Raw genomic sequence first — 24165 nt, forward strand, 5'->3', positions numbered from 1 at the left:
GCGGGGGGACTGTTATCTTAGACGGCAACTGATACACGGTGCTAGAACCGTCGTCAGTCATGCTAGCAAAAAACAAGATGATTTGAATCAGTGGATAACACAGCTTAGAAGTCGCAAAAGCATTAATTGCACTGTAGTGGCCACCGCCCACAGATTAGCGCGGCTCATTTGGATACTGCTTCAAAAGCAAGAGGTCTATCAAGCTCAACATGGCACATATGCTCTAGTGGAAAAGTAAAGCGTTTCGCTATCTTGCTTAGCTCGGTTGTGCCAAGAGTAGTTAACTCGACTGGGTGATATGAGCAGCGAGATAGCACCTTAAAAATACCGCTCTTGGTTATTGTTGAAGATGAAGGAATGACTCAGTTCAACCTATGTTAGCCTGATAGTGGCAAGGTCAGCTAAGCCTAGATAATGGGCAAGGCGAGACCGTATGGCTGGTAACAGTACATAGGCGCATAGGTACGAATTTCATCAGGGGCGCACCACAGGTGTTAAGCCCGTATATATGGCAGTATAACCGCTTTAAGCGGAGTATGAGTCAACATCTAAAAAGTAACCTAGAGGGAAAACAGCGAAAGGCTAACTAGCCCTTCGCAGGCACATTATTGTCTTGACTCTACCGGAGCGTCCATATATGGCACTATTTACTGCATGGAACAGAATGGGCCATATTTTAGACGGTCTCAGCCGCATCTACACTGGGTTAGAAAAGCACGATTATCCAACACGCATTAAAAGTTAACTCTGACCCGACATATCTCTATTTTTCTCGCACTCTGCTTTTTGTTTGATTTTAGGCATCTGTATTTTTAAAAGCACAAATACAGGTACTAAAGGCGCAAATGCCAGCCAAAATTGGGCTTGAAAAGCCCAAAAGTAAATGAACCAACCTTGGGCAATCATTAAGCCCGTTAGCTTTAATCTGCGCGTGAAGAGCATTAAGTCTCCCATCGCAGCTAAAGGGAGTCCAAAGCCAAGCGCACCTACGCCATAAAGCCATAAATTGAAATTATCAGATGAATTAATAACACCAACATCTATAGCAATACCAAATATAAATGGAATTAAAACCAGCATCATGACGGTTGTTAAAAAGCGCTCACTACTTCTGTGCTTCTCTTGAGCCTTATTTTTCTTTGCAAGCTTCTCTAATGTATCCATGTATCCATGTATCCCTGTTAATAAGTGAACCATGCGCTGGCGGGCGATTTACTCAGCAAATGGAATGACAGCCTTGGTGAATCTGGATTTAGCTACTTGTTAGCCATTTTCTGCGTCTTCTGGTACAGCATCAAAGCTACCTTCAATGCATTGTTCACAAGTCTCAAAACTAAGTATTCCCTTTGATTCTAGTTCATCCAGTTTATCGAAAAACTCATCATAATTGCCAGAAGGCGTAATGTTGAGAGTAAATTGTTCATCATCCCATCCTTCGTAGCCAATATGTTCAGTTCGTATAGATTCGATCACTGAAATATGCTCTTTTTTACCTTTATTGTCGGTAAATATAACCCTCAGAGTTTGGTGGCCACTAGCCTCTACGACCTCAAGTATCTCGGGCTTAAAACCTTCATTTTTGGCAATTGCTTTAACAATGTCGTTGTAATTTAATCCGTAAGAAAAAAATGGGATATTTTTCAATTGATAGAGGTTTTCACCGACGGGCTTTGCCCACATTGACTCTCCACCAACAGACCAGTGATTTGGTAAATCTACGTGTAACTTAACTAAAGGGGTCTGATTCATAATTTAGATGGCTAACAGCTTATTCATTAGTCGCTCGATAACGTTCTTAGCAACTCGTTAGTTTTTTAACAAGCTATCACTGCTAAGGTATTGCTGTAAATTGATAATTTGCTAAGTTTAGGCTGCATAAACTGCCTTATTGAGTGCGGAGAAAGAGAGCCTAGATTGTTCAATGGGTCCGTGTATCACTTTTTTACATTTGTCATAAGGCTGATTTTTAAAGGTTTTGTGAGATGTTAAACAATTATCGATGCCTAGCAGGATAGTTTTTGGCATCTTTATTTGCGCGATAATAGGCGTTCTTCGCTTTCATCTGAGCTTCATAACTCTGCATGCTACAGGGCTGGCTATGAAACCGAAGGCCTCTACTCCATCTTCACTTGGTGTTTAAGTGTTAATACTTAGCAATAGTGCTTTAGTTTTAACTGTTTTACCGTAACCAAATGACTCTAAACGTATTCAAATTGATTTGCAGAATCAGAACTCCCCCGTTGGAAATTTCGCTTTTTAAATTTCGCCGGGGCGCTGAGGGATATCCAAAAGGGGGGCAAGCGCTTTCCCCTTTTTGGTCTGGTGTGGGCGAAGCGCCACGACTTTGATTTAGATTTGAATTAAGAAATAATAGCCATTAGTAATGGGATCTAACACGTTTTGGGGCAACCCTAAATTAGAATAAACGGTTAGACTTCATAAAGGTCAATCACGATAGAGCGTAACGACTGGCAAGGTCATCTTGCTGCTTTTGCTCTTGCCGCTCTAAGTGGGCTTGCTGTTGCTGTTTTCGTTCTTGATATAGCCACTTTATCCCTTGCTGACGCCCCAGTTGTTGGCGCCATAAAGTATCCATTCTTTGATGTTCCTGCTGCAGTAATAACTGCTTGCGAGTCAGTTGCTTTTGCATTGGTGCAATAGTTTCTATCATCTGGGCGCTATTTTGCAGCGTTATTGGTGACAGTGCGTTACAACTTAGCTCGGTATACTCTTTTACCATCTGGCTTAATAGCTGTTTTTGTTGCGACACGGAGTCGATTCGGCATTGGGTTTCACTGCGCTGTTGACCTAACTGACCCAGCTTTTTCTCCTCTTGTTGGCAAAGCCTTAATAACTGTTTCATGACGGCTCCGTATTGGCTGGGGTATATCCCATGCTATTCACTAGCTGAGCGAGTGCATCGATACTGTGTGCATGGTCGGCTGCAACTGAAATTGATTGCTTTAAGAAGGTGGCCATGTGTGGATAAGCACTGACCGACAGATCCATTTCTGGATCATGGCCGGCTTGATAGCCACCTAGCGGCAGAAGGTCTCGGATCTCGTTATAGCGGCTATTAATATGCCTAAACCACTGTCCTTGATGTAGTGTTTCTTCACTTGCAACTTGGGTCGCTAGTCGACTTACCGAGGCGGCAATATCTATCGCTGGGAAGTGACCTTGTTCGGCCAGTTTTCGGCTTAAAACGATATGACCATCTAAGATCGCTCTAGCTGAATCAGCAATAGGATCTTGTTGATCATCACCCTCGGTCAGTACGGTATAGAACGCGGTTAGAGTACCTGTAGGGTGTTGGCTGTTGCCTGCCATCTCGACCAAGCTTGGCAGTTGGGCGAACGCCGAAGGCGGATAGCCTTTGGTGGCGGGCGGCTCACCTAAACTTAAGGCTATTTCTCGTTGAGCTTGGGCGTAGCGAGTCAATGAATCGACTAGTAGCAGTACCTGTTTGCCTTGATCGCGATAGGCCGCAGCAATTTGATGACATAAGCGCATCGCGCGCATACGCATCAGTGGTGTGGTATCTGCAGGGGCGGCAACCACAACCGCACGTTTACGTCCCTCTTCTCCGAGAGAATCGTCGATAAACTCGCGAACTTCTCTGCCACGTTCACCAATCAAACCTACAACCACGACATCTGCTTCGGTGAAGCGGGTCATCATGCCTAGCAGGACACTTTTACCGACTCCTGAACCTGCAAAAAGTCCAAGGCGTTGTCCGCGGCCAACCGGGAGTAACGCATTGATGGCTCTAATGCCTACATCGAGTGGTTCTTTGATTGGTTTACGTAATAAGGGATTGGTGGTTTTAAATTGCAGCGGCACATGGGGCATATGCTTGATACAGCCGAGATCATCTAGTGGTTGGCCAAGGCCATTTAGCACTCTACCGAGTAAACCTTGGCCTGAGGGGATTTGGTAGCGCCCTTCAATTGGCATCACACGCGCCCCTGGCATCAGGCTATGTGTCGGTTCGATTGGCATTAAGCACAGAGTATCTTTGTAAAAGCCGACGACTTCAGCTTCTACTCTGTGGTTGTCTCGACATTCGATATAACAGCGATCACCGGTACCTAGTTGGCAACCTACTGCTTCGAGCAGCAGGCCATTAACTCGCGTTAAGCGACCATAAACCTGTGCGACTGGAACGCTAGGCCAGTCAAGAATATTACTATGCAGTTTCAACCTGAGCCTCAGCGGGGGTGACATTGTCAGCGACTGTTTGTTGCAGATGTTCTTCTACTTGTGCCATGCAGGTGTTGAGTCGGGTTTCAACAGAGGCATCTGCATCTGAAGTGTCACTCACAATACGGCAACCACCGGCACTAATGCTGGCATCAGCCACTAAGCTCCAATCTTGGATCTTATCGGCTGCTAATTCGCGGAGTTTGTTGACGGCACTCGGTTCTAAATGGATTTTTACTTCGGTGGGATCATCTGGCAAGGCGGCTAATGTCTCTTCGACTAACCCGAGGATCTGCTGCGGTTGTAAGGTTAATTCACAGCGGATGACTTGCAGTGACACGCGTTTTACCAGTTCTAAAATCAAGGACTGTTGCTGGTTGACTTGCTGGGCATGGCCCTCTTCAAGCAGTGACTTAAGTGCGCCTAATGGGGCGATCATATTATTGAGATCGGTGTCTATGCTGTCTTTGCCTTTTTGCTGACCCTCAATTCGACCTTGATTAAAGCCTGCGGCGTAACCAGATTGGTGCCCCTCTTCGGTACCAGACTCAAAGCCAGCTTGGTGACCCTTTTGCACCCCTTCGTCATAACCTTTGTCAAAGGCTTGCTGAAAGTCCTGCCAGCTACCTTCACTTTGCTCTTGGTTATTTTCAGGAGTGACTAGCGGCGAGAAACGATGCTTGCGAGCATGATCGCCGGTCAGTCTCCAGTGTGGTAGCTGTTTTCCGATAGCACTAGTCATTAGTCAACCACCTGTTCTTCAAATAATTGCAGCTCGATATCGCCTTCATCCATCATCTGTTTGGCAATTTCCATTATCTCTTTGCGAGCAGCAATTGCTTGGCTTAATGGAATTGTACCAATAGCTTCTATCTGGGTTTCGATTGCCGAAGACATACGTTTAGGCAGGGCTTCCAGTAGTGCTGATTTAAGTTCAGCATCAATTCCCTTAAGCGCTAGAGCCAGCACATCAGCAGGCACGGCAGCCATGATCTCTTGTAGTGTCTCTGCTTTTTGTCGACCTAGAATAATGAAGTCGAACATATTATCGGCGACGTTATTAGCGAGCTGTTTATCATGCAGTTTTATCATCTCCATCAGCTGCTCTCTATCACCATCGAAACGGTTGAGAATGTCAGCCACTTGGCGAATACCGCTGACTTGCGTGTGGCTCTTCTCCATTGCCATCAACATGCAGCGTTCGACGAGTTGGCGCAGTTCATCAACGACCTCTCGATCGAGATCCCCTAGCTGAGCAATACGCACGAGTACTTCATCTTGACCGGCTTCCGGTAAACCTTGTAGCACCTGCGCAGCGCTTTCTGCTGGTAGTAGCCCTAATAGTACTGCTTGCAATTGGCTATGCTCATTAGAGATCTCATGGGCGAGTAGTTGAGGATCTACCCACTCTAACCGTTTAACTAAGGTTTTAATTTCGTCGCCATAAATACTGTCGATAAGACTCTTTGCTACCCGGTCGCCTAATGCTAAGTCGAGGGTTTTCTGTAAGTAAGATCGTGATGCGCGAGCGATGCCTGACTGCTCCTGATAGCGTTTGAAAAAACGCCCCAACACTGCTTCTGCCTCATGCTGAGTGATGCTAGAGAGGCGAGCCATCTTGTGGCTCAGGTGTTGTACGTCATTGCGATCTAAGTGCGCCATAACATGGGCGGCACCTTTTTCTCCCATGCTAAGCAGTAACATGGCAGCTTGATCTAGGTTATCCATCTTGATTACGGGGTCGCTATTATTCACAGTTCGGGCTACCTATATTCAAAGCTAAAATACGATTAGATAAAATGGCATCGGGCTTAGGGTTAATGCTCATCTTTATCACTGATCCAATGGCCAATCACTTCTGCCACTCTTGCGGGCTCTTGATTTGCAAGTAAGCTTAGATGTTCCATCTTGACTGCCAGTGGTGAGCCTGCTGCTGGTAGGCCGATATCTGAGTTCCAATCTCCGTGGCTTGGGTCTTTGTCTAGCCCCATTAATTTGTCGGCTAAAGCCTGTGGGTCATCTTGAGTGCTGGCTTTACGATCAAGCTCTGTAGTGGCAAGCTCTGCGGGTGGAATGCGCTTGGGCTCTATAGTCGTGCCATCATCTTTGAGGTTATATTCAACGGTGCGCGTAAGGTGTGAAACCAGCGGTCGTAGAACAAAGATGATCATTCCCAGTCCTAAGATAGCGCCGATGAAGTAGCGTAAATAAGCTTGGTAGCTTTCACCTTGCCACCAAGGCATTGGCTCAAATTGCGCGACGGTAATAGGTGCAAATTCAAAGCTATTGATACTGAACTGATCGCCTCTCGCTTGAGAGAAGCCAATGGCATCTTGCACCATGCTACTGAGTTGATCGAGTTGTGGTTGTGTCCAGCCCGTTGTACCTGCTGCTTGGCTATTGAGTAGTACAGAAACCGATAGATTTTCGAGTTGCATCTGTTGAAAACGGGTATGCCTTACAGAGCGACCGACATCAAACTGTCTACTCTCTTTTTGATTGATGTTACGACGATTATTACTCTCTTCCGGAGTCGCAGTGGGTGGCTGATTACTTAGTGCGCCTGGAATACCCAGTGCCATGTCGGCATTGGTTTCATTGCTGCTTTGATTTTCTTGGGTTACCACTGATACCGGATCCAGTGACTCTTTGGTTTCTTCAACTTGGTTAAAGTTAACCTTGGCAGAGACCTGTACTTGGAAATTATCTTGACCCAGTATCGGTTGCAACATGCTTGAGGCACGGCCGATCAAACTTTGCTCTAACTCTTGGGTGTATTTAAGTTGTCGGTCTCTAGCTTGAGTGATGTCTTGATTGGCACTGATACCGGCACTTAAATGGTTGCCGTTTTGGTCAACAACTTGTACCCGTTCTGGTGTCATCCCAGTGACACTGCCTGCAACCAAATTGACGATAGACTCGATGTTTTCTGGTTGAATGTTGCTGCCTGAGTAGAGGTCTAGCATTACAGACGCTGAGGGCAGTTCTGGCTGCTGACGAATAAATAGGGTTTTCTTTGGTATGGCTAAATGGACTCGTGCACTTCTTACCGCTTTAAGTGCCATGATGGTGCGTGATAGCTCGCCTTCTAAACTGTAACGGTATTTGGCTTGCTCCATAAATTGGCTGGTACCAATACCTGAGTTTTCTAATGAGTCCATGCCTGATGGAACTTTAGCTTTAACACCACGGGCGGCAAGTAGCATGCGTGCTTGGCCGAGTTTGTCTTCAACAACCAGCACTAAACCACTGCTGGCATCGAGGCGATAACTGATCCCTTCAGCCTCTAATACTTCAATGATTTGCGCGGTATCAACATTTTCTTGGTTACCGTATAAAGGACGATAACCTTGGCTGGCACTCCACAACATCAATACAATGACGCAAGCTGCTACGATGGCAAAAACCGCAAGTACGGCTGCTTGTCGGTCACCACGATTAAAATCTCGCCATTTATCTTTGAGCGTATTGAGAGCTGCATTGTTGTTTGCCGGTTCAGGTGTGGATGCCTCGGCTGTTATAGTTGTCGACATAGTCTAGTTATCCTTCCCCGAAAATATCACTTGAGTATTTAGGTGGTAATGTCTGCTTTGATTTTGTTGTATTTGCATCATTAGATTGGCATCTTCATGACGTCATCGAATGCTTGCACTAAGCGGTTTCTAATTTGAATCATGGTTGAAAACGAGAGACTGGCTTTTTGCGACGCAACCATTACGCCCACTAAGTCATCACTTGCACCACTGTCTACCGCACGCATTAATGCTGAGGAGGCATTCTGATCGGCATTTATCGCCGACACTTTATTTTGCATTAGATCGGTAAAAGAGGGCGCTTCGAAGCCTGAATCTGCTGGGTTTGGGCTGATTTTGATTGCTCCCTTAGCCATCTCGCTGTGGACACTAAGTTGTTGCATCATTGAATCGGCGCTTATTGAAATTGCATTGGACATGAGTGTTCTCTTCTTTTAAAAGTGGTTAAGCCGCCTGGCCTATTTCTGCAAGGATCTGATCAATATCAATACCTTCTTCGCGCATCTGCACCAGCTTGTAGCGGAGGGCTCTTGTCGTCATTCCCAATGCGGCAGCAGTTTGATTGCGATGACCATTGTGCTGTCTCAGGGTGTCGATGATGTATTGAAATTCAGCGCGGCGCTTCGATGCTTTAAGGCCTTGCTCACTTTGCTCTGCATAAGGCTGGGAATCTTGATCAACTAGACCAAGTTCGGCGGCCTGCAGTGCTTGACCCCTACGCATCACCAAGGCTCTTTGGATAGTGTTCTCTAGTTCACGCACATTGCCAGGCCAGTTGTGGCTGAGCAATAGGCTGCGAGCTTGTTCGCTGAAGTAGCAAGTCTGCTCGCCGGCGAGCATTTTGTATTTTTGTAAAAAGTGCTCAGCGAGCGGCAAGATATCTTCTCGGCGCTCACGCAAAGGTAAGATTTTTAGTGGCAGTACATCTAAACGATAGAAGAGATCTTCTCTAAATTGACCAGTTTGAACCGCGCTGCGTAGGTCTTTGTTGGTGGCGGCAATGACTCGAATGTCCAATGCAATGGATTTGTGGCCGCCTAGACGTTCTACCTCTCTTTCTTGCAATACTCGCAGTAACTTGGCTTGCAGTAGCAGTGGCATTTCACCAATTTCATCAAGCAGCAGCGTGCCGCCATTAGCCATCTCGAACTTACCGGGCTGATCGCTCATTGCGCCGGTGAAGGCACCTTTAACATGACCAAATAGTAGCGACTCCAAAATGCTCTCAGGTATTGCTGCGCAGTTGATGGCAATAAAAGGTTGTTTGGCTCGATTAGAATGGCGGTGGATGTAGCGCGCTATCGGTTCTTTTCCGGTGCCACTTTCGCCGGTTAATAACACGGTTGCTTCGGTAACTGCTGCGCGATGAGCTAGCATCAACAACTGACGACTTTCAGAAGCAACGCTAACAAGATCATTCTCTGGCAACTCCATACGACGCAATCTGTGCAGCAGAGAACTGAGCTGTTCATCATCGATGGGTAACAATAAGTAATCTTGTATACCCGATTGCATGGCGATACTGGCAAGTTCAGTTTGCTCTGGGTTAAGCAAAGCAACCTGATGTTTACCCGGATACTGACGTAAGCGTTGAGCGACTTCACTGTTGTCACAGTTAGACAAGTTAACCAAGCTTAGCCACGGCTGGTTCTGACTATCTTGCTGCCAAAAGTTGAACCCTTGCAGTGCCAACTTTGTTTGGCTTGATTCTGGTAACTTTGAATCGACAAATCTTAAACTCGAACGGTTCATAGGGATGTTCCCGTAGTGGAGGCCGTTTGAGATTTCACTAAACGAATCGATACTCGGCGATTTAACTCTCGCCCTTGACGGCTATTGTTACTGGATATTGGTGCGCGGGTACCATGGTGTCTGACTTGGATCATCTTTGCCGGAACACCAAGCTCGATGAGCATTGAAGCGACTTCATCGGCACGCTCTTTACTTAGAACCAAGTTGGCGATGCGGTCACCAGAAGCATCAGCATGACCATCGATAAGCACCTCTGCAATTGAGTGGTCAGCTTGTATGTAGCGATATACCGCGAATAGGTCTGTGCTTTGGGCTGAATTGAGACGGCTTGAGCTGGTATCAAACATGAGATCTAATCGACGTACGTAGCTAAAAGGCTTCGGTAGCAGTTTTTGTCTACATAAACGAAATTGATTGGCGACGGCTTTGGTTGCAACCGGTGCAGAGTCGACGCTGTACTGGCTGCCATCTTTGACTGATACCTTCACTTTCCAAGCCAAACCCTGCTCTAGAGCTTCCAAAAATGGTGCAATAGATTGCTCACTGCGAGCCTGGTTTCCGTGCCACTGGAGCGATGTTGCTGCTACGGGGGCCGTGTGTTGACTTTTCCAGGCTGGATAGGTGACAGATGCTTGGCTTGAAACGTCATGCATGCTAATCCAGTCGGCGGCTAATGTGAGTGCCAAGGGCTCTCCAGGCATGGCCGTCAGCGATAATGAACCAAAGCTTTGGACATTATGAGTGATAGAGCAGCCAAAGACATCTCCTGCAAATAACCATTGTGATTGCTCTAAAGGAGTTTGGTAGTTTGTTGTCACTGCCATTGCACTATTTATGAGAGATATATAAATAACTAATAAGCAGTTTAATATATAAGCTAGTAGTTTCAATTGTTAATAACCCTCAGTTAATTCTCTTCGGTAACTCTTGTTATCTATTCTGTTTTAATTCGTAAGGTTGCCAATTAAACACGCAATGAACAAGCATGTAAAACATTTTGTGCCATTTATTATAAAATTCATATCCCTACTTGAGAATAATTCAAATTTTTATTTTTTAATAATTGAAGCGTGGAGATTAATTATATAAAAGTGTAACAAAGCTGGTTTTTACTTTAGCGATTCATTAGCGGTATGTGGCGCTTTTCATTGTTTTTATGGTGTTTTATTGCGTGATGCGGGTTTTTTGTGGAGGATTTGAAAAAAATGAAAATAAAATTAAAGTTTTTATGAATACGGTCGCTTTAATTGCAAATTAAAAAATAAAGTTTGAGGTATTTTTTAATTTAGATCTTTTGAGTTTTAATTGTCGCTATTAAATATTACTATGTGTTCCTATATTTAATTGTCGCGCCATTAAGTTGTCATTAGTCAATTAAATAACTATTAACTAGTTGCTGCCGGATATTTGGCAGTGTTCTTTGTTACAAGGTTTATAATGAAAACAACCGCAAAAGCAAAGCTGGTGAAATTATCTCATAACGTTGAGGTGAGACCTGTTGCCTTATTAAAGGAAAAGTTAGCTAGAAGCCGATTATTGATACAGCTTACTGATAGTCAGCGACCTATGATGGATGCCGTCAATGAGTTACTGAACCCAATCATTCGTCAAGGGCACCATGCTTTGTCTCAGGTATCGCTATCGGCTAAATCTGAAGCTGTAGTGCCAGAGCTACACCATGCTTGGTTCCTGCTGAGTTATCAGCGTGTAGAGCTAGGCTGGTGGAAAATAGACAAGTGCACGTTAGATCAGTTGGCAAGTGGTTATTACGGTAGCTTTTCTAGCGCACCTAAATCGCCGTTGAGGTCGCCGAGCCAGTCAGAATTCCGTCTGGTAAAAAGACTGATGTTGGCAGCGATAAATACCTTACCTGTTGCCCGGATTGATGCTGAAGAGTTAGAACTTGAACTAGTCACTAACACTACCCCGATAAAAGCCCCTGTGTGTTGCGAGTTAAATTTCCCCAAAGTGCATAGTGGACCAGGGATCAGCTTCTATTTGGCTGAGCACCTTTTAGGTTTGATGGCTGAACAACCTAGTCAGTATCAAGCCGATCCGGCTTTAAATGAGAAGCTATCTAAAAGCCTTACACAACTTCCGTTTAGAGTCATGCTTGAGCTTGGACAACAGAGTTTACCGGTAACCGGATTACAGCAGCTTAAAGTGGGGGATATCTTACCGATGAACCTGCACTCTCGCTGCCCAGTTACTGTGGGCAAGCGTCCTATCTTTTATGCCACCGTCCACGCTCATGAAGGGCAAATGGTTGCCAAATTGACACAAGAAGCCTTTCAATTAGAGGAATAATCCAATGGCTGAACAAAATATTTTGCAAGATGAAGACTTTCTACTTGATGACGAATTTTTCAATGAGAAAGAGGTGAGTAGCCAACCAAAGCCTAAAAAAGATATGTCTTTCTTCCATCAATTACCGGTCCAAGTGACGTTAGAGTTGGCGAGTGCGGAGATGTCATTAGGCGAATTGACTCAAATGGGCGAGGGGGATGTGGTCGCTCTCGACAGAATGGTCGGTGAGCCGTTAGATATTCGTGTTAACGGCGCTTTGCTCGGTCGCGGTGAAGTTGTTGAAGTGAATGGCCGTTATGGGGTTCGCTTATTGGAAGTTGAAGCGATTAGCCTCACTGGAGCCAACGACTAATTATGTGGCGAGTCTTGCTTCTGCTACTCGTTGGTTTCTCCTCGGGTGCCCATGCTAGTGATGGTTTTACATTATTTACTTTAGGTGACGGCGCTGAGGCCCAGTCGGTAAACGTAAAGCTAGAGATATTGGCATTGATGACAGTGTTAAGCTTTTTACCTGCACTGCTGATGATGTTGACTAGTTTTACGCGAGTGATCGTAGTGTTAGCCATTTTGCGCCAAGCACTGGGGTTACAGCAGAGCCCGCCTAATAAGGTATTGATTGGTATCGCGCTAGTAATGACTATTTTCATTATGCGACCTGTTGGGCAAGCAATTTATGATGATGCATTTCTGCCTTACGATCAGGGGCAAATTGAGTTAACTGAGGCGGTGGTGAGAGGGGAAGTACCATTGCGCAAATTTATGTTAGCGCAAACCCGTGAGACTGACCTTGAGCAGATGCTCAAAATTGCTGATGAGCCAACCACATTAACAGCCGATGAGATCCCTTTCTTTGTGTTAATGCCTGCCTTTGTTTTAAGTGAGCTAAAAACAGCGTTTCAGATAGGTTTTCTACTGTTCTTGCCCTTTTTGGTGATCGATCTGGTTGTTGCCAGCGTGTTGATGTCGATGGGGATGATGATGCTTTCGCCATTGATTATCTCGTTGCCGTTCAAATTAATGGTTTTCGTATTGGTAGATGGCTGGTCTATGACTGTGAGCACCTTAGTGGCGAGTTATGGATAGCTGTTTTGAATAAGCGGCTTGATAGGAAGGAAAATAGTTATGAGTGCTAAGCAAGAACCGCGAGATTCAACCTCTTTAGGTGATCGTTGTTTTCTACTCTCTGGACTGGTGATGACAGGGTTGGTGATGGTGAATGACTGGCCGCTTGTGATTAACTTTTTGCTTCACGGAGCTGGGTAGCCATATGGACGTAAATGAACTGACATCAATGTTTGCTGAGGCGATTTTTTTGGTGGTGGCTATGGTTGGTGTGCTAGTGGTTCCTGGATTACTGGTGGGCCTATTGATCGCAGTGTTTCAAGCTGCCACTCAAGTGAATGAGCAAACACTTAGCTTTTTGCCACGACTGGTACTCACCTTGTTGATGGTGTTGTTCGCTGGCGAGTGGTTGTTGCAGCAGATCAGCGATCTGTTTCAGCGCTTATTCCTCAACATTCCCCATATTATAGGTTGATGAAGATGGCGCATTCTGCACTCATGTTGGCGGAGGCTAGCGCCTAATGTTGTCGCTTACTTCTGTGCAAATCAGCACCTTTATCGCAACTTTCTGGTGGCCATTCTGTCGGATTATGGGGGCTTTTATGGTGATGCCTTTCCTCAGTAGTACCTATATTCCAGTCATGGTTCGTATTCTGCTGGCTATCAGCATTTCGGTACTAGTTGCTCCTATTTTGCCACCCTTTCCAGAAGTCGATGCGATCTCGATAAAAGCGCTATTTCTTGGCATTGAGCAGCTGTTGGTTGGCTTTATGTTGGCTCTGTTTTTGACCATTATGATCCATGTGATGACCTTGGTTGGCGCGATGATGTCGATGCAGATGGGGCTGGCAATGGCGATCATGAATGACCCCGCAAATGGCGGCTCAAACCCTATTTTAGGGCAGTGGTTTTTACTCTATGGCACGCTGCTCTTTCTGGCGTTAGACGGTCATCTTGTCGCGTTGGGTATACTGGTTGATAGTTTTCGACTCTGGCCGATTGGCATGGGAGTGTTTGACCTGCCTTTAATGGGGCTAATTGGACGAATTAGTTGGATTTTTGCGGCTTCATTTATGCTGGCACTACCTGCTGTGCTGGCCATGTTAATGGTGAATATCACTTTTGGCGTATTAAGCCGCGCTGCACCTTCATTAAATGTATTCGCCTTGGGTTTTCCAATGTCGATGTTAATGGGCTTATTGTGTGTGTTCTTCTCCTTTAGTGGTTTACCCAGCCGCTATAGCGACTTATGTCTCGATGCGTTGTCGGCTATGTATCAGTTTATTGGTGGCGTGCCATGAGCAATAAAGACAGCGGCCAAAACAGAACAAGCCACGCCGCAGAAGCTTAAAAAGGCTAAAGATGAAGGCCAGGTCCCTCGCTCTAAAGATCTAGCTTCCACGGCGCTAATTATTGGTTGCTCACTGTTACTGACTACAAGTTCGGATTGGATTGCAGCTAAAGTGGCAAAAATGACCCGCACCAATATGTTACTGACTAAGGCGCAGCTGGATGAGCCTGGAATGATGACGCGTCACTTAGCCCAGTCCTTGCTCGAAATATTAAACATTCTCGGGCCACTTTTTTTGATGGTTGCCTTGATTGCTATGGTGGCAGGCGCGATGCCCGGCGGGCCGGTATTTAATTTCAAAAATGCCAGCTTCAAATACAGCCGTATCGACCCTATCGCAGGTTTGGGGCGAATGGCTTCGGTTAAGTCATTAGTTGAACTGGTTAAATCCATTTTAAAGATTGTGTTGTTGGTGGGGATCATGTGGTTTTTTCTTGAAAAAAACCTGCAAACACTGCTGACCTTTAATCAGTTACCAGTTGACGAGGCAGTATCAAAAGTTATCGATATGTTGTCACTGGGGATGTTGTTTCTGGGGCTTGGATTACTGCTTATCACCTTTATCGATGTGCCTTACCAATACTGGCATCACCATAAAGAGCTGAGGATGTCGCTGCAAGAGGTTAAAGATGAACATAAACAGCAAGATGGTAAACCTGAAATCAAAGCAAAAATACGCCAGATGCAGCAACGTATTAGCCGTTCTAGAGCCGATATTTCAGTGCCTAAAGCCGATGTGTTACTGGTTAACCCGACTCACTATGCGGTAGCGCTTAAATATGACATTGATAAAGCAGATGCGCCATATGTGTTGACTAAAGGCACTGATGAACTGGCACTGCATATGCGCGAAGTGGCTCTGCGTCACGATGTGGAGGTGATTGAGTTACCGCCGCTTACCCGCGCCATTTATTACTCTACTAAGGTAGATCAACAGATCCCGGCGGCGCTATTTATCGCCATTGCCCATGTGCTTACGTATGTACTGCAAATCAAAGCCTCTAGGCAGGGCAAACAGGCAAAGCCTGATCCATTACCCCACTTTTTTATTCCGAAAAATTTACGACACGACTAAAGGATATTTGATTTCATGAACTGGTTCTCGCGCACTTTTTCCGGCAGTCCAAGTTATATCGGCATTCCGATAATGCTTCTGACCATTCTAGCGATGGTGATATTACCGTTGCCGCCATTCCTGCTGGATATATTGTTTACTTTTAACATTGTATTGGCTGTGATGGTGTTACTCGTAGGTGTATCGATTCGTCGCCCTTTGGAGTTCTCGGTCTTTCCGACAGTACTGTTATTGGCGACACTGCTACGCTTAACTTTGAACGTTGCCTCAACCCGTGTGGTATTGATTGAAGGTCATCAAGGTGGCGATGCTGCGGGTAAAGTGATCCAAGCTTTTGGTGAGGTGGTGATTGGCGGTAACTATGTTGTTGGTGCGGTAATCTTTTTGATCTTAATGATCATTAACTTCGTGGTGATCACTAAAGGTGGCGAGCGCATATCTGAAGTTTCTGCCCGATTTACACTGGATGCACTGCCCGGTAAGCAGATGGCCATCGATGCCGATCTTAATGCCGGGATTTTAACCCAAGAGCAAGCAAGAGATCGCCGACAAGAGGTTGCCCGTGAGGCCGACTTTTATGGCTCAATGGATGGCGCGTCTAAGTTTGTTCGTGGTGATGCTATTGCGGGGATCTTGATCTTAGCGATTAATATGCTCGGTGGTCTGGCGATTGGTATCTTCATGCATGACTTGAGTGCTGCTGAAGCCTTTAAAACGTTTGCCTTGCTAACGATTGGTGATGGCTTAGTGGCACAGATCCCATCTTTACTACTGGCAACGGCGGCGGCGATTATCGTCACTCGGGTCTCCGATGCCGAAGAGATGCCTGAGCAACTGCGACAGCAGTTATTAGCGAACCCTAAAACGTTAGCTACAGCAGCGATTGTGATGCTGATCTTAGGGTTAGTGCCAGGGATGCCGTCGTTTGTGTTTTTAGCATTTGCGGTACTACTTGGGTTTTCCGCTTGGAAGCAAAGTCAACGCAGTCCGGTGATTGCAGAATCCAAGGTTGAAGCGCAAATTGAGAGTAACCTGAGTGAGCCGTCAGCGCCAAGTTGGGATGCACTGCCTTTTACCGATCTTATCGAGGTGCGATTGGGTTACCGCTTGGTGCACTTGGTTGAGCGCAGCAAAGGAGCTGAACTGCAAAAACGCTTAACCGGGATCCGTAGAACCCTATCCGAGCAAGCAGGATTCCTACTCTCGGAAGTGAGAGTGCGAGATAACCTGTCACTTGCTCCAAACGCGTATCAGATAAGCTTAATGGGTAATCCCGTTGTGTCTGCTGAGCTCGACCCAGAACGTTTGATGGCGATTAAAAGTGGCCCCGTTTTTGGTGATATCGATGGTGTCATTACCAAAGAGCCTGCCTATCAAATGGACGCAATCTGGATTGAGCAGGAAGCTAAAGCGAACGCGCTTAACCTAGGATATTCGGTGGTGGATAATGCCACTGTTATTGCGACCCACGTGAGTAAACTGATCCGAGAGTCGCTGCCTGACATGCTGCAGCATGATGATGTATTGGCGCTGAGTGATCGCTTAGCCAAGCAATCGCCCAAATTGGCTGAATCTCTTAATACAGCCTTACCCGCTATTTTGCAGCTAAAAGTGTTTAGACTCTTACTTAAAGAGCAAGTGTCATTGAAGGATATCCGCACCATAGCAACCACCTTGCTCGATTGCAGCGAGAACAGTAAAGATCCCGTGCTGCTGGCTGCAGATGTGCGTTGTGCATTGAGAAATACCATTTTGCATTCAATTGTTGGGGCCGATCCAAAATTGAATGTAATGACGTTAGCGCCGGAGCTGGAGCAGACATTAATTACGGCACTGAATCAAGCTCAACAGCAGGGTAAAGTGGCGCTGGATAGTTTTCCGGTTGACCCACAACTGCTGGCACAATTACAGCAAAGAATGCCGCAGTTGCTAGCGCAAGCCAAAGAGCATGGTCATAGCCCATTACTGCTTGTATCACCGCAGTTAAGACCCATTCTTGCCCGTTATGCGTTAGCATTTGCCCGTGGTTTGCATGTGTTGTCGTATAATGAGATCCCCGAAACACGGGAGCTAATGGTGGCTGGGCAGTTAGGATAATTATGCACAGCTAATTGACCCATGAGGTCAAATAGCTGCTGAGTATGGGTGTGGGCTAAGCTTGCTGTAAAAATGCCAGCAGTGCGCTAAGGGCTAAGTTTCTGGCTTTATCGCGCTCCATGAATATTTCATGGCGAGCATAGGGAATGTTGAGTAGCTTACATTGGCCGATAGCCGCTTGTTTTTGAGCGGCATTACTGACAATGGTATCTTCTTCAGCTTGCAAGATTAGCAAGGGGATATCGATATTCTGTGCGGCTTTAATTGCATTATCGCCGGCATCAATTGACTCAACTAACCAATGGTTAGTCGGTGAACCGAGTTGCAGTTTAGGCTGTTGTTGGTAGAGTTTGCGATAATCTTGGTACCGCAATTTGCTGTTGGTGAGGTCATTCTTATCAAACTCATCAGCATGGTAACCTTTGCCACCCAGTACATAGTTTGGTTGTTGCTTATTGTGGTTATCGAGTAACGACGCTAACCAACGAATAAAGCGCTTAGGTAGAGGCAGTTTAATGCCGTACATAGGTGCAGAAAAAACCGCTGCTTTAAACACTCCAGAGTGCTGTTTTAGGTATAAAGTACCAATTGCGCCCCCCATAGAATGTCCCACTAGAAAGTAATTCTCTTCTGGCTGTGGTTTAACAACTTTGTCGATAAAATCGCCAAAATCGTCGACATAACGCTGGAAATTGTCGATATGTCCTTTATGTGGATCTGAAGTTGTTCTACTGGAAAGGCCCTGTCCACGATGATCAATGGCAAATAAACTGTAACCCTGCTGGTACAGATCAAACATTAGCTCTTTATACTTCAAATAGGACTCAACTCGGCCACTACTCAGCACAATCGTTCCTATGCTATTTGGATTGATGATGCTGGCATAAGCGAGGCTGACATCGTCATTTGCTTTGAAACTTGATTGAGTCACTTGCTGCCAAAATGCAGTTTGTTCTGGGCTATTAAGGTGATGCTCTGATGAAAAGGAACTTGTAGCGCTTAATGATGGAGCGGGCTCAGCGGCATTCGGCATAATGATTATCTAAAGAATAAGGTTAGCAGCAGTGTAGCAAACTCCTTGTGGGGATAAAATGGCCGCTTGTAGCGGCCATCTATATACGGATTGCAATTATAGTGCGGCTTGCTGTTGTTTGATGAAGTCGTTAATTTGTTGCTCAAGAATCGACATCGGTACAGAACCATTAGCTAACACTGCATCGTGAAAGGCTCGAATATCGAAATTTTCGCCTAGCTCTTGTTCGGCTTGAGCGCGCAAGCGCTTAATGGTTAACTCACCAATTTTGTAAGACAGAGCCTGGCCAGGCCAAGAGATATATCTATCAATTTCGGTGGTAACATTGTGTAGCGATAGGGCGGTATTGCTCGCCATAAAGTCCATCGCTTGCTGACGAGTCCAGCCTTTTGCATGCATACCGGTGTCGACAACGAGTCGTGCTGCACGCCACATCTCATAGGTCAGGCGGCCAAAGTTACTGTATGGGTCTTGGTAAAAACCCGCCTCTAGGCCAAGGTACTCAGAATAAAGCCCCCAACCTTCACCAAAGGCTGATATATAGCTGTAGCGCCTAAAGTCAGGGAGATTGGTTAACTCACGATTTAATGCTATCTGTAGATGATGACCAGGCACCGCTTCGTGCAATGTTAGTGCTTCCATCTCATACAATGGGCGTTTATCAAGTGCATAAGTATTGACCCAGTAGTAGCCAGCTTCATCATCTCGATTAGAACCAGAGTATCTGCCTGTGGTGTACTTAGGTGCTATTTCAGCGGGAACGGGGGCAATCCCGTAAGGTTGACGTGGCAGTTTACCAAAGTACTTAGGTAACATGGCATCGGCTTTCTTAGCAATATAAGCCGCTTCTTTGAGTAACTCTTCGGCCGTTTTAGGATAAAACTGTGGATCGGTTCTTAAGAAGTGGAGGAACTCTGCAAAGTTGCCTTCAAATTCTAACTCATCGATGATCTGCTGCATCTCGGCGCGAATACGCTTAACTTCGCTTAAGCCTAACTGGTGCACTTCATCTGAAGTCATATCTAAGGTGGTGTAGTAACGTACTCTATTTTCATAGAATGCTTCACCGTCGGGCAGCTTTGAGGCGGCGATGTCAGTACGAGCATTGGGAATATACTCATTGACCATGAAGTCGTAAAACGCTTGATACTCAGGTAGTACCGTGTCAGCAACCAAGGTTAAGCCTTGCTCGGTGAGGGCTGCTTTTTCTGCTTTGGTAAAATACTCTGGGTACTCAGTAAAAGGTTTGAAGTAACCACTCTCTTCTGCAGGCACGATAAAAGCACTAATGCTGGTTTCAAACCCATTAAGGGTGACTTTTGCTGGCGTGATACCTGCTGCTAACCCCTGTTTTAACCAATAGGTTTGCTGTGCAAAGTAAGTCGGTAGCGCCTTAAGTTGGTTGATGTAGTTTTGATAGTCCTCAACTTTTGCAAATCGACCTTTAGAGATCGAGGCTATATAGGCATGAAAGCCGCTTTCTGCTGACAGAGGGATGTAGTGATCTTTATAGCGATATTGGTCAACACTATTTTGTACTTGGTCCTGCAGGATTTTGGCGTTGATAACATCGTCAGCGCTTAATACTGCTCGATCTAATGCTTTTATTTGACGGAGTAATTCGATACGACGTTGATTGAGTGATGCCAGCGCCTCTGGTGATAAATCTTGTAATTTGCCCGCTGATGATTGGTCACCCAAAGAGTACGCAAGGCTTGGGCTTCCATCTAAAGAGATCTGCCAAGAGGTATCGATAGCTTGTTGCAGTTGTGCATTTATCTGCGATTTTGTTGACGTCGTCGTAACGTTAGATCCAGTAACAGCTGAAGTTGGTGCTGTTTGACAGGCACTTAAGCCGATGATTAACACCGAGGGTAGCAGGTATTTATACATGATATATCCGTGATTTTTGTTATTGTTATAAGTTCGATTATGCCTATTGTGCTGCTAAAGGTCACGCAGGAAAGTTATAGCAAATGTTATGAAAAATACGGCCGTTATGATCGAGTTTATCTGACCTTATAAGTAGTTATTCAGCAGGCACAAAAAAACCGGCTAAAGCCGGTTTCTTATTAAGTTGTCTAGTATCAGACTAGATAACGCGTGAGAACTGTTGTTGTCTTGCTTTCTCGCGGTAGTAAACATCAAAACAGATACAGATGTTACGGATCAGCAAGCGGCCTGTAGGGCTGATGGTGATCTTCCTATCTGTGATGTCGACTAGCTTATCGTCGATGAACGTTTGCAGTAGTTTTAAATCTTCTACAAAGTACTCTTCGAAGTTGATGTTTAGCTTCTCTTCAATCTGCGCCATATCTAAGTCGAAGTGACAGATAAGCTGCTTAATCACTACGCGACGAATCTCATCATCACGGTTTAAGCCACAACCTTTCCAAAGTGCATGACCATTAGCATCGATTGACTCGAAGTAAGGGCGAACATCTTTCTGGTTCTGTGCGTAACAATCGCCAATCTGGCTAATTGAAGAAACACCTAAACCAAGTAGGTCACACTCTTCTTGGGTGGTGTAGCCTTGGAAGTTACGGTGTAAGCGACCTTCGTTTTGAAGAATTGATAATTCATCATCTGGCTTAGCAAAGTGGTCCATACCAATGTATTGGTAACCCGCTCCAGTTAAAGTTTCGATTGTTTGGTGCAACATATCTAGCTTTTGTTGTGGAGACGCTAAGTCTTCATCTTTAATCTTACGCTGCGCTGCAAAACGTGATGGCAGGTGAGCGTAGTTGAAGACTGATAAACGGTCAGGATCCAGATCGAGTACACGTTGCATTGTTTCTGCAAAGGTCTCTGGTGTCTGGTGTGGCAAACCATAGATAAGGTCGATGTTAGTTGAAACAAAGCCTAGCTCTTTAGCGCGTGCCATCAGGTCAAAAATGAACTGTTCATCTTGTTCACGGTTAACCGCAATTTGTACTTTCTTATTGAAATCTTGCACACCAATAGAGATACGGTTGAAGCCCGCTTCTTTTAGGGTATCTAGCATAGATAGTTCAATTTCACGTGGGTCGACTTCAATAGAGTACTCGCCCACTTCTGCTACGTTAAAGTTAGCTTTAACAAGTGCAGACAATGTCAGAATCTGTTCTGGAGTCAAGAATGTTGGTGTGCCACCGCCCCAGTGAATTTGGGTGACTAAGTAGTCTTTAAATAATGGCGCACGTTTAACAATTTCAGCTGCTAAGTACTCAATGTACTGGTCTGCTTTATGTTGGTGACGTGTGATGACCTTATTACAGCCACAGTAGTAACAAAGCTTAGCGCAAAATGGGATATGAATATAAAGAGAAAGCTTATCACTTTTGCTGTTCTTGATAGAGGTCAGCAGTTGTTCTTCGGTAAACGAATCTTCGAACTCTAGCGCCGTCGGGTAAGAGGTATAACGCGGTCCGCTATAATTGTACTTTTCGATCATTGACTGATCCCAGCTAATTTGTGTTGGCTGCTTCAAGGCATGTCCTCCGACGTTTAGTAATTTAGCAACATGTGAAGTATGCATCGTTATTTGTGCAATAACCTTGATCCATGTTGTAAATTTGGAATGTGGGTAACAAAGAGCAACAGAATATCGCTGAATTTAAGCTCTATGTCTGCGCTGTTAAGTAGATTTTGTGCACAGACTCACCCTATATTATCAAAATCTTCTATAAGTGCGATCTGGGTAGAATCTAGATAGAGCTATAGTACAAACTTTGAACATAGTTGTTAACGCAAATTAGTGTAGTGAAGCTGGGTCGAATTCGCTAAGTTGTTTTGCTTCTTCGAGTATTTTAGCTTCAAGTTCAGCTTCAGATTTCATGCGGGAGAAATCGAGCTTCATTCGCTGTTGCTTTGATAGCGTTTTGCGCTGCTCTTTAATTGGATGCTCTTTTATGACTTCAAAATGCTTGAAGGTTGCAGGGTATTTCTCGCTAACAAGTTCAGACATGCCGACTAAATTAAATAGTTTAGCAATACGCATGACACCTTCCGATATTTCGCAGCGCTCCTCTAGCATTGCAGCAGCGATGTAGCGAATGCTATCTAATAACTCTTCTGACTTAGCTTTAGCTGCGGCCGCTTGCTGTTGTTGCTGCTGTACTCTAGCTTGGTTTTGCTTACGCACGCGTAACAACAGGTAAGTTGCATAAGTGGTTAGTGCAACGATAACGAAAAAGCCAATAACAATAAGCGCTGTGGTCATGCTAGGTCCTGTTACAGTCAAAAAGTTTTCTAATTAATTGGATAGCAGATAAAAATATGGCATCAATAAAGATGCCATTAAGTGTCAGTATGTTGAGAGCTAGTCGTTCTGGTAATCTTTTAGCAGATCTGCACCAGATTCAAACTTGTCGAATAGGTCGTCATCGCTGACAGCTTTCTTCGCTTTAGGTTGCTCCTCTTCATCAGATAGGCCGAGCTTATCTAACAGAGTTTCGATTTGGGTTAATTGCTTATCTAACCACTTCTGATCTTCTTGATTCAGGTTTTTACCCTCTTCAAGCATATCTAGCAGGCTATTTAGTCTTGGATCTTCTTCAAGCTTTAATAACTTTTGCTCATCCGTCAATTTCGGCGCTTTAGGCTTACTCTCTACCTGTTTCTCTTTAACGATATTGAGCTGAACAGGTTTCTTGCTGCCATGACGAGGATCGCTGTTTTTGGCGCTGCCACCATTGGCTTGGTTTTCAATCATCGAAGCGTTATGACGGCTTCCCGCTTTATTGCCAGCAACCTGTTTTTTACCCGCAAGAACTCGTTCGTGCTTCTTGGTTCTTGGAGCTAATTTTGGAGCATTTTCGTTGCTCTTACGCGTTTTCTTACTACGGGACATGATTCGCTTATCTCGATAACTTAAATGACTCTGCTGCTGACAGAACTAGTTGTCTCTATCAACAATTGAAGTTTGGTCGCGTGTTATACCAGATCCTGATGGTTTTTGCACCAGAATGAGATCGTTTGCTGCAAATAATAGCTTAAAACCGACGTTTTCAGCCAGATATTTGAAACTTTGCTGTTGGTAAAAGCTTACGTGGGTGAGGTTGTTCTTATAATGCCATTTATCAAACCCAGCTAAATCGGTGAGTAATGGCGTGTTAATCGCAATCCAACCTCCAGGCTTAACTAGCTCACATAGCAAGGTCCACTCTTTGCGCGGGAACTTAAAATGTTCAAATACGCGATAACAGCAGATGAAGTCGTATTGCTGCTTTAACTGTTTAGTCCACGGAGCAAGACTGGGGTCGTATTGATTGATTTGGTGGCCACGTTCAATGACTCTTCGTAGGCTTTTGCTATTTAGTGTTCGACCAAAATTGAGACCAAGTAGAGAGTGGTCTGCGGTTTCACATTGCACAACTAAATCGAATAGAAATTGAGACAGTGATTTTTGCTTGTTGTTGGCTGAGCGGTACTTTTGCAGTTCTGCGGTGTGTGGCAGGTGTGAATTTGCGTCTGCAAACACCAGTTCACATTGGTGACAGCGGTATAAGCAACGTTTTTTATTCTCAAAAAATATCTGATTGTTGTCACTAAAGCATAATGGACATCGACGCATTAAAACGACTCCAGCTACATTAATGGTGAGAATTGCCGCCAAGGCTGTTGAAGATAAGAGAGTGTGGCCACTGAGCAACTTGATTTGATATTAACATATAAACCAACTATTTGAGTGATACCAATTGCATTAAGTATTTGACCAGTTCAGAGCCCCTCAGCCTTTTCAATTCAAAGCGCATTGGTAAAGAAATGGTTA

The 24165-nt window shown here is 45.0% G+C and carries 24 protein-coding genes and 1 pseudogene; 9 read left to right on the plus strand and 16 right to left on the minus strand.

Translation table 11 applies throughout. The features are described 5' to 3' along the window. Nucleotides 1-238, plus strand: a pseudogene (locus AB4238_RS09095) (IS110 family transposase); the annotation flags it as partial. A 503-nt stretch (nucleotides 239-741) separates the two neighbouring features. Here AB4238_RS09095 and AB4238_RS09100 read toward each other — a convergent pair. From AB4238_RS09100 to AB4238_RS09145, 10 genes are all read right to left on the minus strand, one after another. Continuing rightward, nucleotides 742-1164 (minus strand): hypothetical protein, encoded by a 423-nt coding sequence (locus tag AB4238_RS09100; protein WP_372033074.1) that lies wholly within the window; start codon nucleotides 1162-1164, stop codon nucleotides 742-744. Nucleotides 1165-1263: 99 nt separating this feature from the next. Beyond that, a complete protein-coding gene (locus tag AB4238_RS09105; protein ID WP_372033076.1) occupies nucleotides 1264-1749 on the minus strand; it encodes a DUF4265 domain-containing protein in 486 nt (161 codons plus the stop codon). Nucleotides 1750-2449: 700 nt separating this feature from the next. Next, nucleotides 2450-2863: a hypothetical protein gene (locus tag AB4238_RS09110; protein WP_220739850.1), complete on the minus strand. Its 414-nt coding sequence runs from the start codon at nucleotides 2861-2863 to the stop codon at nucleotides 2450-2452. Beyond that, nucleotides 2860-4227, minus strand: coding sequence for a FliI/YscN family ATPase (locus AB4238_RS09115; RefSeq protein ID WP_220739848.1), 1368 nt, complete (start codon nucleotides 4225-4227; stop codon nucleotides 2860-2862). The genes AB4238_RS09110 and AB4238_RS09115 overlap by 4 nt, the downstream gene beginning before the upstream one ends. Next, entirely contained in the window at nucleotides 4190-4945 is a 756-nt protein-coding gene (fliH, locus tag AB4238_RS09120; RefSeq protein WP_372033078.1) for a flagellar assembly protein FliH, read from the minus strand. Before fliH ends, AB4238_RS09115 begins: the two co-directional genes overlap by 38 nt. Then, nucleotides 4945-5931 carry a flagellar motor switch protein FliG gene (locus AB4238_RS09125; RefSeq protein WP_248976411.1) on the minus strand — a complete coding sequence of 329 codons (987 nt, stop codon included), beginning with the start codon at nucleotides 5929-5931 and terminating at the stop codon, nucleotides 4945-4947. Before AB4238_RS09125 ends, fliH begins: the two co-directional genes overlap by 1 nt. A gap of 89 nt (nucleotides 5932-6020) precedes the next feature. Next, a complete protein-coding gene (gene fliF / locus AB4238_RS09130; RefSeq protein ID WP_372033081.1) occupies nucleotides 6021-7736 on the minus strand; it encodes a flagellar basal-body MS-ring/collar protein FliF in 1716 nt (571 codons plus the stop codon). 80 nt (nucleotides 7737-7816) lie between these two features. Continuing rightward, nucleotides 7817-8155 (minus strand): flagellar hook-basal body complex protein FliE, encoded by a 339-nt coding sequence (gene fliE / locus AB4238_RS09135; RefSeq protein ID WP_372033083.1) that lies wholly within the window; start codon nucleotides 8153-8155, stop codon nucleotides 7817-7819. 25 nt (nucleotides 8156-8180) lie between these two features. After that, the gene (locus AB4238_RS09140) at nucleotides 8181-9488 is read right to left on the minus strand and encodes a sigma-54 interaction domain-containing protein (protein WP_372033085.1); all 1308 of its coding nucleotides are present in this window, start codon (nucleotides 9486-9488) and stop codon (nucleotides 8181-8183) included. Further along, the gene (locus AB4238_RS09145; protein WP_372033087.1) at nucleotides 9485-10312 is read right to left on the minus strand and encodes an OmpA family protein; all 828 of its coding nucleotides are present in this window, start codon (nucleotides 10310-10312) and stop codon (nucleotides 9485-9487) included. Before AB4238_RS09145 ends, AB4238_RS09140 begins: the two co-directional genes overlap by 4 nt. Before the next feature lie 613 nt (nucleotides 10313-10925). Between AB4238_RS09145 and AB4238_RS09150 the strand changes: the two genes are divergently transcribed. The 8 genes from AB4238_RS09150 to flhA are packed head-to-tail and all read left to right on the plus strand — an operon-like array spanning nucleotide 10926 to nucleotide 17380. Beyond that, a complete protein-coding gene (locus AB4238_RS09150; protein ID WP_248976376.1) occupies nucleotides 10926-11795 on the plus strand; it encodes a FliM/FliN family flagellar motor switch protein in 870 nt (289 codons plus the stop codon). A gap of 4 nt (nucleotides 11796-11799) precedes the next feature. Continuing rightward, nucleotides 11800-12147, plus strand: a complete 348-nt coding sequence (gene fliN, locus AB4238_RS09155; protein ID WP_220737232.1) for a flagellar motor switch protein FliN — start codon at nucleotides 11800-11802, stop codon at nucleotides 12145-12147. A 2-nt stretch (nucleotides 12148-12149) separates the two neighbouring features. Further along, nucleotides 12150-12878, plus strand: coding sequence for a flagellar type III secretion system pore protein FliP (gene fliP, locus AB4238_RS09160; protein WP_220737231.1), 729 nt, complete (start codon nucleotides 12150-12152; stop codon nucleotides 12876-12878). A gap of 39 nt (nucleotides 12879-12917) precedes the next feature. Then, a complete protein-coding gene (locus AB4238_RS09165; RefSeq protein ID WP_372033091.1) occupies nucleotides 12918-13058 on the plus strand; it encodes a hypothetical protein in 141 nt (46 codons plus the stop codon). 4 nt (nucleotides 13059-13062) lie between these two features. After that, nucleotides 13063-13332, plus strand: a complete 270-nt coding sequence (locus AB4238_RS09170) for a flagellar biosynthetic protein FliQ (protein WP_020915027.1) — start codon at nucleotides 13063-13065, stop codon at nucleotides 13330-13332. A 46-nt stretch (nucleotides 13333-13378) separates the two neighbouring features. Beyond that, nucleotides 13379-14158, plus strand: coding sequence for a flagellar biosynthetic protein FliR (gene fliR, locus AB4238_RS09175; protein WP_372033093.1), 780 nt, complete (start codon nucleotides 13379-13381; stop codon nucleotides 14156-14158). Between the two features lie 3 nt (nucleotides 14159-14161). Beyond that, nucleotides 14162-15283 carry a flagellar biosynthesis protein FlhB gene (gene flhB, locus AB4238_RS09180; RefSeq protein ID WP_372033104.1) on the plus strand — a complete coding sequence of 374 codons (1122 nt, stop codon included), beginning with the start codon at nucleotides 14162-14164 and terminating at the stop codon, nucleotides 15281-15283. Between the two features lie 15 nt (nucleotides 15284-15298). Continuing rightward, on the plus strand, nucleotides 15299-17380 hold the full coding sequence (gene flhA, locus AB4238_RS09185) for a flagellar biosynthesis protein FlhA (RefSeq protein ID WP_372033094.1): 2082 nt from the start codon (nucleotides 15299-15301) through the stop codon (nucleotides 17378-17380). 55 nt (nucleotides 17381-17435) lie between these two features. Here flhA and AB4238_RS09190 read toward each other — a convergent pair whose 3' ends face one another. The 6 genes from AB4238_RS09190 to AB4238_RS09215 all read right to left on the minus strand — a co-directional run bounded on the left by AB4238_RS09190 (nucleotide 17436) and on the right by AB4238_RS09215 (nucleotide 23967). Continuing rightward, entirely contained in the window at nucleotides 17436-18413 is a 978-nt protein-coding gene (locus tag AB4238_RS09190; RefSeq protein WP_372033096.1) for an alpha/beta fold hydrolase, read from the minus strand. Between the two features lie 96 nt (nucleotides 18414-18509). Continuing rightward, entirely contained in the window at nucleotides 18510-20306 is a 1797-nt protein-coding gene (locus AB4238_RS09195; protein ID WP_372033097.1) for a DUF885 family protein, read from the minus strand. 199 nt (nucleotides 20307-20505) lie between these two features. Further along, nucleotides 20506-21882: an oxygen-independent coproporphyrinogen III oxidase gene (gene hemN / locus AB4238_RS09200; RefSeq protein ID WP_371994265.1), complete on the minus strand. Its 1377-nt coding sequence runs from the start codon at nucleotides 21880-21882 to the stop codon at nucleotides 20506-20508. 264 nt (nucleotides 21883-22146) lie between these two features. Beyond that, entirely contained in the window at nucleotides 22147-22614 is a 468-nt protein-coding gene (locus AB4238_RS09205) for a DUF2489 domain-containing protein (RefSeq protein WP_372033098.1), read from the minus strand. A 99-nt stretch (nucleotides 22615-22713) separates the two neighbouring features. Beyond that, the gene (yihI, locus tag AB4238_RS09210) at nucleotides 22714-23244 is read right to left on the minus strand and encodes a Der GTPase-activating protein YihI (RefSeq protein ID WP_372033100.1); all 531 of its coding nucleotides are present in this window, start codon (nucleotides 23242-23244) and stop codon (nucleotides 22714-22716) included. A 45-nt stretch (nucleotides 23245-23289) separates the two neighbouring features. Further along, complete coding sequence (locus AB4238_RS09215; RefSeq protein ID WP_372033101.1) at nucleotides 23290-23967, minus strand: class I SAM-dependent methyltransferase; 678 nt, start codon at nucleotides 23965-23967, stop codon at nucleotides 23290-23292. Nucleotides 23968-24165: the final 198 nt, after the last annotated feature.

Source organism: Shewanella sp. 10N.286.45.A1, assembly GCF_041470405.1.
In the GTDB taxonomy this organism is placed as follows: Bacteria; Pseudomonadota; Gammaproteobacteria; order Enterobacterales; family Shewanellaceae; genus Shewanella.

What these genes read in the sequence shown, in the direction of transcription:
- fliP (WP_220737231.1), top strand. Translation starts at nt 12,150, where the DNA reads ATGTGGCGAGTCTTGCTTCTGCTACTCGTTGGTTTCTCCTCGGGTGCC.
- AB4238_RS09215 (WP_372033101.1), bottom strand. Translation starts at nt 23,967, where the DNA reads ATGCGTCGATGTCCATTATGCTTTAGTGACAACAATCAGATATTTTTT.
- AB4238_RS09105 (WP_372033076.1), bottom strand. Translation starts at nt 1,749, where the DNA reads ATGAATCAGACCCCTTTAGTTAAGTTACACGTAGATTTACCAAATCAC.
- AB4238_RS09190 (WP_372033096.1), bottom strand. Translation starts at nt 18,413, where the DNA reads ATGCCGAATGCCGCTGAGCCCGCTCCATCATTAAGCGCTACAAGTTCC.
- AB4238_RS09110 (WP_220739850.1), bottom strand. Translation starts at nt 2,863, where the DNA reads ATGAAACAGTTATTAAGGCTTTGCCAACAAGAGGAGAAAAAGCTGGGT.
- AB4238_RS09140 (WP_372033085.1), bottom strand. Translation starts at nt 9,488, where the DNA reads ATGAACCGTTCGAGTTTAAGATTTGTCGATTCAAAGTTACCAGAATCA.
- flhA (WP_372033094.1), top strand. Translation starts at nt 15,299, where the DNA reads ATGAACTGGTTCTCGCGCACTTTTTCCGGCAGTCCAAGTTATATCGGC.
- yihI (WP_372033100.1), bottom strand. Translation starts at nt 23,244, where the DNA reads ATGTCCCGTAGTAAGAAAACGCGTAAGAGCAACGAAAATGCTCCAAAA.
- AB4238_RS09100 (WP_372033074.1), bottom strand. Translation starts at nt 1,164, where the DNA reads ATGGATACATTAGAGAAGCTTGCAAAGAAAAATAAGGCTCAAGAGAAG.
- AB4238_RS09170 (WP_020915027.1), top strand. Translation starts at nt 13,063, where the DNA reads ATGGACGTAAATGAACTGACATCAATGTTTGCTGAGGCGATTTTTTTG.
- fliF (WP_372033081.1), bottom strand. Translation starts at nt 7,736, where the DNA reads ATGTCGACAACTATAACAGCCGAGGCATCCACACCTGAACCGGCAAAC.
- AB4238_RS09145 (WP_372033087.1), bottom strand. Translation starts at nt 10,312, where the DNA reads ATGGCAGTGACAACAAACTACCAAACTCCTTTAGAGCAATCACAATGG.
- AB4238_RS09125 (WP_248976411.1), bottom strand. Translation starts at nt 5,931, where the DNA reads ATGGATAACCTAGATCAAGCTGCCATGTTACTGCTTAGCATGGGAGAA.
- AB4238_RS09165 (WP_372033091.1), top strand. Translation starts at nt 12,918, where the DNA reads ATGAGTGCTAAGCAAGAACCGCGAGATTCAACCTCTTTAGGTGATCGT.
- AB4238_RS09205 (WP_372033098.1), bottom strand. Translation starts at nt 22,614, where the DNA reads ATGACCACAGCGCTTATTGTTATTGGCTTTTTCGTTATCGTTGCACTA.
- fliE (WP_372033083.1), bottom strand. Translation starts at nt 8,155, where the DNA reads ATGTCCAATGCAATTTCAATAAGCGCCGATTCAATGATGCAACAACTT.
- AB4238_RS09150 (WP_248976376.1), top strand. Translation starts at nt 10,926, where the DNA reads ATGAAAACAACCGCAAAAGCAAAGCTGGTGAAATTATCTCATAACGTT.
- AB4238_RS09195 (WP_372033097.1), bottom strand. Translation starts at nt 20,306, where the DNA reads ATGTATAAATACCTGCTACCCTCGGTGTTAATCATCGGCTTAAGTGCC.
- fliN (WP_220737232.1), top strand. Translation starts at nt 11,800, where the DNA reads ATGGCTGAACAAAATATTTTGCAAGATGAAGACTTTCTACTTGATGAC.
- fliR (WP_372033093.1), top strand. Translation starts at nt 13,379, where the DNA reads ATGTTGTCGCTTACTTCTGTGCAAATCAGCACCTTTATCGCAACTTTC.
- AB4238_RS09115 (WP_220739848.1), bottom strand. Translation starts at nt 4,227, where the DNA reads ATGTCACCCCCGCTGAGGCTCAGGTTGAAACTGCATAGTAATATTCTT.
- fliH (WP_372033078.1), bottom strand. Translation starts at nt 4,945, where the DNA reads ATGACTAGTGCTATCGGAAAACAGCTACCACACTGGAGACTGACCGGC.